The sequence below is a fragment of the Arthrobacter woluwensis genome (assembly GCF_030816155.1).
Taxonomy (GTDB): Bacteria; Actinomycetota; Actinomycetes; order Actinomycetales; family Micrococcaceae; genus Arthrobacter_E; species Arthrobacter_E woluwensis_A.
In genome coordinates this window covers 1,348,328-1,360,378 of record NZ_JAUSXR010000001.1, presented here as the reverse complement: position 1 = coordinate 1,360,378, position 12,051 = coordinate 1,348,328, and the positions used below count along the sequence as shown (strand labels likewise).

General features: G+C 66.4%; 10 protein-coding genes and 1 pseudogene. 2 read left to right on the top strand and 9 right to left on the bottom strand.

Annotation, left to right across the window (positions count from 1 at the left end):
- Positions 1–29: 29 nt before the first annotated feature.
- The 3 genes from QFZ52_RS06040 to ku are packed head-to-tail and all read right to left on the bottom strand — an operon-like array spanning position 30 to position 2,340.
- Entirely contained in the window at positions 30–815 is a 786-nt protein-coding gene (locus QFZ52_RS06040; RefSeq protein ID WP_307496725.1) for an AraC family transcriptional regulator, read from the bottom strand.
- A 27-nt stretch (positions 816–842) separates the two neighbouring features.
- Entirely contained in the window at positions 843–1,331 is a 489-nt protein-coding gene (locus QFZ52_RS06035; RefSeq protein ID WP_307496724.1) for a CinA family protein, read from the bottom strand.
- Between the two features lie 22 nt (positions 1,332–1,353).
- Positions 1,354–2,340: a non-homologous end joining protein Ku gene (gene ku / locus QFZ52_RS06030; RefSeq protein WP_307496723.1), complete on the bottom strand. Its 987-nt coding sequence runs from the start codon at positions 2,338–2,340 to the stop codon at positions 1,354–1,356.
- Positions 2,341–2,409: 69 nt separating this feature from the next.
- On the opposite strand from ku, the gene QFZ52_RS06025 reads away from it, so the two are divergent.
- Complete coding sequence (locus QFZ52_RS06025) at positions 2,410–4,797, top strand: ATP-dependent DNA ligase (RefSeq protein WP_307496721.1); 2,388 nt, start codon at positions 2,410–2,412, stop codon at positions 4,795–4,797.
- Between the two features lie 721 nt (positions 4,798–5,518).
- Here the strand turns inward: QFZ52_RS06025 and QFZ52_RS16150 are convergent.
- Positions 5,519–6,178 (bottom strand): annotated as a pseudogene (locus QFZ52_RS16150) (DUF222 domain-containing protein); the annotation flags it as partial.
- A 199-nt stretch (positions 6,179–6,377) separates the two neighbouring features.
- Complete coding sequence (locus tag QFZ52_RS06020; protein WP_307496720.1) at positions 6,378–6,779, bottom strand: hypothetical protein; 402 nt, start codon at positions 6,777–6,779, stop codon at positions 6,378–6,380.
- 86 nt (positions 6,780–6,865) lie between these two features.
- Here QFZ52_RS06020 and QFZ52_RS06015 point away from each other — a divergent pair, with 86 nt between their 5' ends.
- Positions 6,866–7,396 (top strand): hypothetical protein, encoded by a 531-nt coding sequence (locus QFZ52_RS06015; protein ID WP_307496718.1) that lies wholly within the window; start codon positions 6,866–6,868, stop codon positions 7,394–7,396.
- A gap of 106 nt (positions 7,397–7,502) precedes the next feature.
- On the opposite strand, the gene nrdF is transcribed toward QFZ52_RS06015, so the two are convergent.
- The 4 genes from nrdF to nrdH form a co-directional block, all read right to left on the bottom strand.
- Entirely contained in the window at positions 7,503–8,480 is a 978-nt protein-coding gene (gene nrdF / locus QFZ52_RS06010) for a class 1b ribonucleoside-diphosphate reductase subunit beta (protein ID WP_066212927.1), read from the bottom strand.
- 84 nt (positions 8,481–8,564) lie between these two features.
- The gene (gene nrdE / locus QFZ52_RS06005; RefSeq protein ID WP_307498673.1) at positions 8,565–10,685 is read right to left on the bottom strand and encodes a class 1b ribonucleoside-diphosphate reductase subunit alpha; all 2,121 of its coding nucleotides are present in this window, start codon (positions 10,683–10,685) and stop codon (positions 8,565–8,567) included.
- Positions 10,686–10,717: 32 nt separating this feature from the next.
- Entirely contained in the window at positions 10,718–11,218 is a 501-nt protein-coding gene (nrdI, locus tag QFZ52_RS06000) for a class Ib ribonucleoside-diphosphate reductase assembly flavoprotein NrdI (RefSeq protein WP_307498672.1), read from the bottom strand.
- A 207-nt stretch (positions 11,219–11,425) separates the two neighbouring features.
- A complete protein-coding gene (gene nrdH / locus QFZ52_RS05995; RefSeq protein ID WP_066212929.1) occupies positions 11,426–11,668 on the bottom strand; it encodes a glutaredoxin-like protein NrdH in 243 nt (80 codons plus the stop codon).
- Positions 11,669–12,051 lie beyond the last annotated feature (383 nt).

Genomic DNA, 12,051 nt, shown 5'->3' with positions numbered 1-12,051 from the left:
CGCGTTCCGCCGTCTTGTACGAAGTTGCGTCACGCCCGGTAGGTGCCGGGCGTCGCTGCGACGTGCGACCTGAACACCCTGTGGAAGTGGCTCTGGTCAGTGAAACCGAGCGCGTACGCGGTCTCGGCCGGCGACAGGCCCTCACGCAGCAGGGCGCGCGCCGCGATGACCCGGTCGTTCTGACGCCAGGCGATGGGTGGGAGTCCGGTGGCGTCCTTCACGGCGCGGATGAGCTGGTACTTGTCCAGGCCCAGCAGCCCGCCGAGTTCGTCGAGGCTGGGGGTGGCCTCACTGCTCCGGAGGCGATCCAGGACGGGCGTCAGTGGGGAATCCGTGCCGGACTCCGGGCTGGCTGCGCCGCTGTAAAAAGGGGTGAACTCCACGCAGCCGGCGAGCGCTTCCGCCAGCAAAGTCTCCACCCTGGCCGGGTCCTCTCCACGGAACAGTCCGTCATTGATGCGAGTGAAGGCCCTGTGCAGGCCGGGCTCCCGGAACACCGCGACGCCGTCGAGCAGTCGCGTGGCGCCGTTCGGCAGGAGGCTGGTGATCCAGTCCTGGTCGGCGTGGATCATCTGATAGGTCCACAAGCCGGTCTGCCGGTTGCAGGAGTGCACGGTGTGCGCGGGAATCAGCAGCACGTCCCCCGGCTCCAGCTCGCAGCGGGTGCCGCCCGCACCGGCGAACAGGGCCTGCCCCGCGTCGATCAGGCCGATGGAGAACCGGTCATGGGTGTGCGGCCGGTAGCAGGACACCGCCTGGCACGAGCGCCGCGATTCCAGGTGCGGCAGCTCAGTGCTGCGCCAGAATTCGGTCATGGTTCCGACGGTATCGTGTCCGGGCACTCATCCCCGGGTGATCCGGTCCAGGAGTTCCCGCAGGGCCGCCAGCACCGAGCATTCCAGAATCTCCATCGGGTTCCCCTCGAACCTCCGGTGGACGACGTCCGGCTCCTCCCCTGCCGCGCACGTCGCCAGGTACACCGTTCCGGCGGGCTGCCCTTCTTCCGGACCTGGGCCGCCGACGCCGGTCAGAGCGACGGCATAGTCGGCGTCCAGCAGGCGCACGGCCGAGCGGGCCATGGCTGCCGCCGTCGGAGCGGTCACCACCGGGCCCGGTGGGGCGGCGAGCAGTCCGTGCTTGGTGGCGGGCTGATACGCGACGATCCCACCGCGGTACCATTCGCTGGAATCCTCGCAGGCCGAGATCGCGACGGCGAGCTGTCCCCCGGTGAGCGACTCCGCGGTCGCCACCGTGAGGCCCCGGGCCTGTGCCAGCCGGGCGAGTTCCTGGACCAGGCGGTCGGCCGGCTCACTCACCACGGATTCCGCCATAGGTGTGCTCCTTCCTGACGGGTCAGGCCCCCTTGCGGGCCGGGGTTTTCTGGGAAGTCGCCTTCTGGGGAGCTGCTTTCTTGGCGGTGGCCTTCTTGCGGGTACCGGTGGTCTTCTTCGTCGTGCCGGTCTTCGCTGTGCCGGCCTTCCCGGAGGACGGCTTGTCCGCTGCTCCCCTCGCGGTCTTCCCGTTCGCAGTCTCCCCCTTGCCGGCCCCGCCCTTCTTCCGCGCCCGCGAGCGCTCGACGCTCTGCTTGAGCGCTTCCATGAGGTCGATGACCTGGCCCCCGCTGGATTCCTCCCGCCCGAAGGTCTCCTCCGTGTCCAGAGAGTCCCCGGCACGCCGTTTCGCCTCGATTAGGGTCCGCAGCTGCTCCTGATAGTCGTCGTGGAAGGCGGAGGGGTCGAAATCCTCGGAGAAGCTCTCGACCAGCGCTGCGGAGAGCTGCATCTCCTTGGCGCTGATGCGGGTCTTCTCGTCCAGTGCCGGGAAATCGGGTTCACGGATCTCGTCCGGCCACAGCAGAGTCTGGAGGAGCAGCGCGTCGCCCCTGACCCGGAGAGCGGCCAGCCGGGTCTTCTGGCGCAGGGCGAAATGCACCACTGCGGTCCGGTCCGTCTTCTCCAGGGTGCGCCGCAGCAGCACATAGGCCTTGGCGTTCTTTCCCGCCGGCTCCAGGTAATAACTGCGATCAAAGAGCAAGGGGTCGAGCTGATCACTGGGGACGAACTCCACCACGGTGATGTCGCGATCGTGCTCCTGAGGGATGGACTCCAGGTCCTTCTTCGTCAGGACGATCGTCTGCTCGTCGTCCGCATAGGCCCTGTCGATGTCCTCGTACTCGACCACCTTGCCGCACACCTCGCAGCGGCGCTGATAGCGGATGCGTCCGCCGTCGGCGTCGTGCACCTGGTGAAGATCGACGTCGTGGTCCTCCGTCGCGCTGTACAGCTTGACCGGGACGTTCACGAGGCCGAAGGTGATGGCTCCGCTCCAGATCGCTCTCATCCTTACAGTAGAGACCCCGCGCACGTCAACGGTCTACCTCTTGCGTGGGGACCGGACCATGATGTAGTCATGGCACAGCGCGACGGCGAGGTGCGGCTCGACGGGCACCGTATCCGGGTGACGAAGCTGGACAAGGTGCTCTACCCCGAGACCGGCACCACCAAAGAAGAGGTGATCGCGTACTACTCCGCGATCGCGAAGACGATGATCCCCCACTGCCGGGAGCGTCCGGCCACGCGGAAGCGATGGCCCGATGGCGTGGGTCCGGACGGGAGCGGGGCGTTCTTCCAGAAGGATCTCGGCGATTCCTACCCGGACTGGGTGCACACCGGCGAGATCCAGCACAAGGACCACGTCAACACGTACCCGCTCGTGGATGACGCGGCGACGCTCGTGTGGCTCGCCCAGCTGGCCTCGCTGGAGATCCACGTGCCCCAATGGCGTTTCACCGCCGAGGGAAAGCCGGGGACCCCGGATCGCCTCGTGTTCGACCTCGATCCTGGGGACGGCGTCGAGCTGACCCAGGTCGCCCAGGTGGCGTTCCTGGTCCGCGACCTGCTCCGCGACATGGGGCTCGAATCCATCCCCGTGACGAGCGGCAGTTCCGGCATCCATCTCTATGCCGCGCTCAGCGGCGAGTTGAGTTCCGACGATGCGTCCGCCGTCGCCCACGAACTGGCGCGTTCCCTGGAGACGGACCATCCCGAGACGATCACCAGTTCCATGAAACGTGCGCTCCGCCCTGGAAAGGTCTTCATCGACTGGAGCCAGAACAATGCGGCGAAGACCACGGTGGCCCCGTACTCGCTGCGCGGGCGGGCCCGGCCCATGGTGGCGGCGCCCCGCACCTGGCGCGAGCTCGCCTCCCCCCATCTGCGCCATCTGGAATTCCATGAGGTCCTGCAGCGCGTGGAGAAGCGCGGTGATCCGCTGGCGGCCTTGCTCCGTGCGGGCGCGGGCAAGGGAGCGGGTGCGGCGCCCGACCAATTGACCGAGTACCGAGCCAAGCGCGACGCCGGCCGGACCCCGGAACCGGTCCCGGCCCCGGGGGACAGCGATGACGATGCGGAGGGCGACCAACGGCGCTTCGTGATCCAGCGCCACCAGGCACGCCGCCTCCACTACGACTTCCGCCTGGAGCACGATGGGGTGCTCGTGAGCTGGGCCCTGCCGAAAGGCGTGCCCGACGACGGCGCCGTCAACCACCTCGCCGTCCCCACCGAGGATCACCCCCTGTCCTACCGGACCTTCGAGGGCACGATCCCCCGCGGCGAGTACGGGGCGGGCACCGTCGAGATCTGGGACAGCGGCCACTACGACCTGGAGAAATGGCGCGACGACGAGGTCATCGTCACGCTGCACGGCAGCCCCGGCGGCGGGCTCGGTGGGTCGCGCCGGGTCGTGCTGTTCCGGGCCGGAGAGGCGGGCGGCAAGCCCCGCTGGATGATCCATCGCATGGAGCTGGACGGCAAGGACCAGCCGGCACCACCCGATGCCACCGCCTCCGGCGCCTCCGATCCCGGGGATTTCACCCCGATGCTGGCCGACAGCGCACCGCTCGCCTCGCTCCCCCACCTCGACTCCGGCGAGTGGGCGTTCGAGATGAAGTGGGACGGGATCCGGGCGCTCGCCGTCGTCGAGGACGGGAGGCTGCGCCTGGTGAGCCGCTCGGGTCATGACCTCACCGCCTCCTATCCCGAGCTGCACGGGCTCCCGGGCCTGCTCAACGCCGAGCAGGCCGTGCTCGACGGGGAGATCGTCGCCCTTGCCGACGGCGTTCCGAGCTTCTCGAAACTCCAGCAGCGGTTCGGGCTGACCGAGCCGGACCAAGTCGCACGCGCTCGCAAGGCCGCACCGGCCGCCTACTTCCTGTTCGACGTGCTCCAGCTCAACGGCCGCGACTGCCGCTCGCTGAGCTATGAGCAGCGCCGTGAGCTCCTCACCTCGGTGATCGAGGCTCCTCTGGAAACGCCGTTCGCCGCGCCGGACGCCTTCGACGGTTCGGGCGAGCAAGCGCTCGACGCCGCGGGCGAACTGGGCCTCGAAGGGGTGGTCGCCAAACGCCGGGACAGCGTGTACCGGTCCGGCTCGCGCTCGCAGGACTGGCGGAAGTACCCGCTGCTGGACACGGCGGAGGTTTATGTCATGGGCTGGCGGGAGAGCGACGTCGAGCCGCGCGGTTTCGCTTCACTGCTTCTTGCCGAGCGGCGCGACGGCGCGCTGCAGTACGCCGGGCGCGTCGGCACCGGATTCTCGGCGCGGCAACGCCGGGAGATCCGGGAACGGCTGGAAGAGCAGGAGCGAGCCGATCCTGCGGTGGAGGTCCCGGTGGAGATCCGGCGCGGAGCACATTGGGTCGACCCCGATGCGCTCGCAGAGGTCGAATCCCGCGGACGCACCGGCGACGGCATCCTCCGGCAGCCGGTGTGGCGTGGCTGGCGGCCGGACAAGGGGTGAGGTGCAGGTGCAAAAGGGCATGACCCATCAGAACGGCGGCGGGTCCTGACCTGACACCCGGACATCCGCGGTCCGCGTCGCCGGGGCCGGAGGATCGTCCCCGATGGATGCGACCCGTGGGGCTGGTCCACTCGAGGATCCCTCTCCCCACCTGGCGGACGGTCCAGCTGGAGTGATGTTTCAGCACATGGTGTCTACGGCAGAGCCCGGCGAGATTGGCGGAACTCGTCATACCTCCGTGCGCCGCGTCCTCGGTATGGTCGAGGTCCAGCGACGCGGCACGGATCCCGCAGCCGGGGAAGCGACATCGGGTGTCCCGGGCTGCGAGGTACCTCCGCAGGTCTGCGTTCGGACGGTACCGGTCAACGGCCAGCACAGCACCGGACAGCGAGTCGGTCAGCACTCGGTTCCAGGCGGATTCCGCACCGGCCAGACGGCGGGCGGTCTCCGGGTCAAGGGCGAACTGGCCGTTGAGCTCCGCGGTCACGCCGTGGTGTCCGGCACCGCCGTCTGACACGACCTGACCGCGCGATCTGACCCGCAGGTCACTCCTCGAGCCGGGTCCACGGGCCGTCGTCCACTGCCGCTCGGCATCACTCCGTGATCCGACAGACTTTTCCGAGGCTCCGAACAGCTCCACGGGGATCGTCACGTCGACGCGCGCACGGATCGCCGCGAGGTGCCCCTCGGGGTCCGCCATGCTCTGAGGCGTACCCGTCAGCAGCAGATCCGCCATCAGATCGGCCCGCAGCTGGTCCTTGGTCCTCACCTCGCCGGAAGCGCCAGTGCCAAGTGGTGTTCGGTCCTTCAGGTCCCGTGCCATGTCCGTCAGACGGCCGTGAATCCCGTGCGCCACCGCGGCAGGCAGAACCGCCGTCAGCTCCGCCATCCCATCGGGCAGGGGCGACACCCAGACACGTCGTTCGGCTCGGGCCCGCTCGAAACGGAGAGCGAGAGCTTCCGGCCGGACCTTTTCCGCCTCCCGGACCGCGAACCGCCTCAGCCGTTGCGGTGCCGCGTTCTCGGCGTGGGCGACCACGTGGGCCTCATACCGGGCGCGCACGCTGTCATCGTCCAGATCAGCGGCGGCATCCCGGATCACCCGGGTATGGGCGAGTCTGATCCGTCCCTCGCTGAATGCGCGCAGCGTCTCGGGAAACCGCACCACGAGATCCGTGGCCTCCGACATTTGCCGCTGAATGGTCCGGTCGCTCGTGAGGGTCGCCGTCCCGATCTCGGCCGCCACGGAGCGCTCCGCCAGCTCTGCCGCCCGCGCATCCCAGGTGACGTGGTCGAAACCGACCGGCACGCCGTCGTCGGACGCGAGGGAAGGCACCAGACCGGCGGCGAGGGCGAGCAGCATCTCGCGGCTCGCCTGCATCTGGGCGATGACGCGATCCGCGGCGACGATGGCCTCGGTCAGCGCACCGAGCGCGCTCCAGGGATCCGTCACGGCCACCGAGGCCGGGGATCCGAGAGGCTGAGCTCCGAGAGTCTGGGCGCTGACTTCCATGACCCCATTCTTCGGCAGGGGTCTGACATTTATTTCTGCATTCGGCCAGTATTCAGGCCGCCCGCGATCAGCCCTGGAGCGTGGCCAGGTCCGCGGGTTCGCCGGTCCAGCTGCCGGTGTCCTCCAGGAAGTCGAGGTAGGAGTGCATGGCTGCGCCCAGGAAGTCGCTGAGGTCCTGTTTGCCGTCGACGCTCTCGGCCAGCACGTCGTAGGCGCCGACGAATCCGTCGGGGGTGAACCCCGTGGCGGAGACGACGCCGGTCCCCTCGGCATGCGCGAACACGAAGTCCTGCACGACGTCCAGCACGGCGGCCGCGTTCCACAGGCCGACCGGCTCCTCGTGCTCGGCGAACCACGCCACGAAGGCCGGCGTCACGACGTCGACGGCCCGCCGCGCCTTGCCGCGCAGCGCCTGCTCCTCCTGGACTGCGCCGCCGGCTCGGCTCGTGCTGCGTTTCTTCTTGGCCATGGGGTTCCTCTCGGACGGGAGTGACAGGACAGGAGTGACAGGGCAGGAGTGACAGGTCCGGAGAACCCGACGGGTAGACTCGCGGCGTGACGATGCCTTCCATTTTTCCTCATGCCACGTTCACCGGCGCCTATGGCGACAACGCGACGAACAGTTGGTACCCGGCGCAAGCGGTGCTCGCGGAGGGGATCGTCACGCTCTGGGTCGGGTCGCCGACCGGATGGATGCAGTATTTCAGCGTTCCCGCAGCCCAGGTCACCGTGAAGTCGGCCGCGCAGCGCATCACCCTCACGGTGGCGGGGCGGAACTACCCGATCCTCGCCAACCCGGGAGCGGTGTACCAGGCGCTCAACTTCGGCGCCGCGAACGTCGTCGGTGAAATCACCGGGAACCAGGCCCTCGGCGCCATGAGCACCGCCGGGCGGGCCATGAACCAGGTGGGCGCCGCGCAGGCGTTCAACGCCGGTGGCGGAAACGAGTTCCTCGCCGCGATGCGAGCCTCCGGAGCCCGCGTCTCGCGGCTCGGCTACGGAGCGATCGCGGCCATCGGCTGCGGCGCCGGGCTCCTCGTCGTCATCCTGGTGGTCGTCATCACCGTGTTGACGCTGAGGATCTAGCCGCGGCAACGCTCCCCCGCACACGACGACGACGGCCGCCCACCCCAGGTGAGCGGCCGCCGTCGTGCGTCAGACGCAGGGCGTCACCGCAGAGAGAGCAGCGAACTCAGAACTCCCAGTCCTCATCCTCGGTGTTCACGGCCTTGCCGATCACGTAGCTCGAACCCGAGCCCGAGAAGAAGTCGTGGTTCTCGTCCGCGTTCGGGGACAGCGCCGACAGGATCGCCGGGTTCACGTCCGTCACGGAGGACGGGAACATCGCCTCGTAGCCCAGGTTCATGAGGGCCTTGTTGGCGTTGTAGTGCAGGAACTTCTTGACGTCCTCGCTCAGCCCCACCGTGTCGTAGAGGCTGTGGGTGTACGCCACCTCGTTCTCGTACAGCTCGAACAGCAGCTCGAAGGTGTAGTCCTTGATCTCCTGGCGCTTCTCCTCGGAGACCAGTTCCAGACCCTTCTGGAACTTGTAGCCGATGTAGTAGCCGTGCACGGCCTCGTCACGGATGATGAGGCGGATGAGGTCGGCGGTGTTGGTCAGCTTGGCGTGGCTGGACCAGAACATCGGCAGGTAGAAGCCCGAGTAGAACAGGAAGCTCTCCAGCAGAGTCGAGGCGACCTTGCGCTTGAGGGGATCCTCGCCCTGGTAGTAATCCATGACGATCTGAGCCTTCTTCTGCAGGTGCTCGTTCTCGAGCGACCAGCGGAAGGCGTCGTCGATCTCCTTGGTGGAGCACAACGTGGAGAAGATCGAGCTGTAGCTCTTGGCGTGCACGCTCTCCATGAAGGCGATGTTGGTGTACACGGCCTCTTCATGCGGCGTCAGCGCGTCCGGGATCAGCGACACGGCGCCGACGGTGCCCTGGATGGTGTCCAGCAGCGTCAGGCCGGTGAACACGCGCATGGTCAGCTGCTGCTCGTCCGCGGTCAGCGTGTGCCAGGACTGCACGTCGTTGGACAGCGGCACCTTCTCCGGCAGCCAGAAGTTGTTGACCAGGCGGTTCCAGACCTCCACATCCTTCTCGTCCTGGATGCGGTTCCAGTTGATGGCCTCAACGTGGCCCAGCAGCTTGACCTTCTCGGCGCTCATCGATTTTCCCTTGCTTACTTTGATGTCTGTGGATGAATCAGGGTGAAGACCGACGACGGCGGCAGGGCCGCCGTCGTCGGAAGGTCACAGCATGCAGGAGACGCAGCCCTCGACCTCGGTGCCTTCCAGCGCGAGCTGACGCAGGCGGATGTAGTAGAGGGTCTTGATGCCCTTCTTCCACGCGTAGATCTGCGCCTTGTTGATGTCACGCGTCGTGGCCGTGTCCTTGAAGAACAGGGTCAGGGACAGGCCCTGGTCCACGTGCTGCGTGGCGGCGGCGTAAGTGTCGATGATCTTCTCGTAGCCGATCTCGTACGCGTCCTGGTAGTACTCCAGGTTGTCGTTCGTCAGGTACGGCGCCGGGTAGTAGACGCGGCCGATCTTGCCTTCCTTGCGGATCTCGATCTTGGCGGCCACCGGGTGGATCGACGAGGTGGAGTTGTTGATGTAGCTGATGGAACCGGTCGGCGGCACGGCCTGCAGGTTCTGGTTGTAGATGCCGTGCTCCATGACCGAGGCCTTGAGCTCGCGCCAGTCATCCTGGGTGGGGATGTGGTGCTTGGCGAACAGCTCGCGGACACGCTCGGTGGCGGGGGCCCACTCCTGCTCGGTGTACTTGTCGAAGAACTCGCCGCTCGCGTACTTGGAGTTCTCGAAGCCGCCGAACGTCTCACCGGTCTCGATCGCGAGGCGGTTGGACGCCCGCAGCGCGTGGTAGAGCACGGTGTAGAAGTAGATGTTCGTGAAGTCGAGGCCCTCTTCGGAACCGTAGTGGACCCGCTCACGCGCCAGGTAGCCGTGCAGATTCATCTGGCCGAGGCCGATGGCGTGGCTCTTGGCGTTGCCCTCGGCCACGGACGGCACCGAGTTGATGTAAGACATGTCCGACACGGCGGACAGCGCGCGGATCGCGGTCTCGATGGACGAACCGATGTTCGGCGAGTCCATCGTCTTGGCGATGTTCATCGAGCCCAGGTTGCAGGAGATGTCCTTGCCCACGGTCTCGTAGGACAGGTCCTCGTTGTAGATGCTGGGGGTGGACACCTGGAGGATCTCCGAGCAGAGGTTGCTCATGGTGACCTTGCCGGCGATCGGGTTCGCCCGGTTCACGGTGTCCTCGAACATGATGTACGGGTAACCGGACTCGAACTGGATCTCCGCGAGGGTCTGGAAGAACTCACGGGCGTTGATCTTGGTCTTCTTGATCCGGGAATCGTCGACCATCTCGTAGTACTTCTCGGTCACCGAGACGTCGGAGAACGGGATGCCGTAGACGCGCTCGACGTCGTACGGCGAGAAGAGGTACATGTCCTCGTTCTTCTTGGCCAGCTCAAAGGTGATGTCCGGCACGACGACGCCGAGGGACAGCGTCTTGATGCGGATCTTCTCGTCGGCGTTCTCGCGCTTGGTGTCGAGGAAGCGGTAGATGTCCGGGTGGTGGGCGTGCAGGTACACGGCTCCCGCGCCCTGACGCGCGCCCAGCTGGTTGGCGTAGGAGAAGCTGTCTTCGAGGAGCTTCATCACGGGGATGACACCGGAGGACTGGTTCTCGATCTGCTTGATCGGCGCGCCGTGCTCACGGATGTTGGTGAGGGACAGGGCCACGCCGCCGCCGCGCTTGGACAGCTGAAGGGCGGAGTTGATGCCGCGGGCGATCGACTCCATGTTGTCCTCGATGCGCAGCAGGAAGCAGGAGACGAGCTCGCCACGCTGTGCCTTGCCGGCGTTGAGGAAGGTGGGGGTCGCGGGCTGGAAACGGCCCTCGATGATCTCGTCCACCAGGCCGAGCGCGACCTCTTCATTGCCGCGGGCCAGGTGCAGCGCGACCATGCAGACACGGTCCTCGTAGCGCTCCAGGAACCGCTTGCCGTCGAAGGTCTTGAGCGTGTAGGAGGTGTAGAACTTGAAGGCGCCCAGGAAGGTCTCAAAGCGGAACTTCTTCTTGTACGCGCGGTTGAACAGCTCGCGGATGAAGTTCATCGTGTACTGATCGAGCGTCTCGCGCTCGTAGTACTGGTTCTTGATGAGGTAGTCGAGCTTCTCTTCCAGGTCATGGAAGAACACCGTGTTGTTGTTCACGTGCTGCAGGAAGTACTGGTGGGCGGCCTCGCGGTCCGCGTCGAACTGGATCTTGCCGTCCGGACCGTAGAGGTTCAGCATGGCGTTCAGCTCGTGATAACCCAGGCCCTTGTAAGCCTCCGGCAGTGGGGCCTTCTCAGCCTTCACCGAAACCTCGCTCAGCTCTGGTTCTGCGACAGTCGTGTCCAAAACGTGTCCAATCCCTCGTTGACTCGGCGCACGTCGTCCGGCGTGCCCATCAGTTCAAATCTGTACAGGTGGGGAACATGGCATTTGGCGGCAATGATGTCACCGGCCATGCAGTAGTTGTCCCCGAAGTTGGTGTTCCCTGCCCCGATCACGCCCCGGATCAGCTTGCGGTTCTGTTCAACATTCAGGAATCTGATGACCTGCTTGGGGACCGACCCGTCTCCCCCGGTTCCCCCGTACGTGGGGAGGACCAGGACGAACGGCTCGGTGGCCAGCAGTGGTTCTTCCGCGGGAAGGAGCGGGATCCTGTCCGCGTTCCTTCCGAGCTTCTCCACGAATCGCCGGGTGTTCCCGGAGACCGAGGAGAAATAGATGAGGTGACTGGACGAGACGCGGAAGCTTCCCCTCTCCACGTCCTGTCCGGCGCTGGCGTCCCGCGTCCCGTGAGGATCACGCGTGAGCGTTGCCATCGAAGTCACCCCATCAAGTCTGTTGTCAGTTCACTTCGTCGCAGGACCCGCCGGGTCCCGTGTCGCGGCAGGGCAGCCCGCCTGCCGCCAGGACGACGACGGCCCACCGGCGCCGCACACCGTGGACGGTGCGGCACGTGGCAAGGGGCCGCCGTCGTGCGAATGCTGGTCGTGCAAACGCAGGTCCAGCGAACGCTCAGGAGGCGATCAGGCCACCGCGGTGGCCGCGGCCTCGAGGCCCGCGATCTTGTCCGGACGGAAGCCGGACCAGTGGTCGTTGTCCGTGACCACGACGGGGGCCTGCAGGTAGCCCATCTCCTTGAGGCGCTCCAGCGCCTCGGGGTCCTGGGAGACGTCCACACTCTGGTAGACGATGCCCTTCTTGTCCAGAGCGCGGTAGGTGGCGTTGCACTGGACGCAGGCTGGCTTGGTGTACACCGTAACGGTCATGTCCCTCTCCCCTTCAGTCTTTGCTTGGGCCGCGATCCCGCCTGTGCCGCGTCCCCTTCCGGAACACCTGGATTCCTGCTGTTCCAGCGGAATCCTCAGCACAGGACCTCGTGGCCCGATTGCGTATGTCGATACTACATGTAGTGCAACGCCCCGTCTTGCACCCCAAGATGCTGTATTACAAGCATGTCATTCTATCCACCGTTTGTCCACAGCCCAGAGGGTTGATCTTGCCCGGAAATCCGCGATTAACGCCCCCTCGATCCACAAGCTGTGCATGAGGTTTGGCACATTTAATTCACTGCGTGTCGCCCACCCTCGGCGTGTCGCCGGGAGGGTGTCACGGGTGCCCCGTGTCACCCCCGACGGGCCGTCTGAGCCGA

Excerpts from the sequence above, each read along its gene's own strand:
- QFZ52_RS06040 (WP_307496725.1), bottom strand. The coding sequence starts at position 815 with ATGACCGAATTCTGGCGCAGCACTGAGCTGCCGCACCTGGAATCGCGG.
- QFZ52_RS06035 (WP_307496724.1), bottom strand. The coding sequence starts at position 1,331 with ATGGCGGAATCCGTGGTGAGTGAGCCGGCCGACCGCCTGGTCCAGGAA.
- ku (WP_307496723.1), bottom strand. The coding sequence starts at position 2,340 with ATGAGAGCGATCTGGAGCGGAGCCATCACCTTCGGCCTCGTGAACGTC.
- QFZ52_RS06025 (WP_307496721.1), top strand. The coding sequence starts at position 2,410 with ATGGCACAGCGCGACGGCGAGGTGCGGCTCGACGGGCACCGTATCCGG.
- QFZ52_RS06020 (WP_307496720.1), bottom strand. The coding sequence starts at position 6,779 with ATGGCCAAGAAGAAACGCAGCACGAGCCGAGCCGGCGGCGCAGTCCAG.
- nrdF (WP_066212927.1), bottom strand. The coding sequence starts at position 8,480 with ATGAGCGCCGAGAAGGTCAAGCTGCTGGGCCACGTTGAGGCCATCAAC.
- nrdI (WP_307498672.1), bottom strand. The coding sequence starts at position 11,218 with ATGGCAACGCTCACGCGTGATCCTCACGGGACGCGGGACGCCAGCGCC.
- nrdH (WP_066212929.1), bottom strand. The coding sequence starts at position 11,668 with ATGACCGTTACGGTGTACACCAAGCCAGCCTGCGTCCAGTGCAACGCC.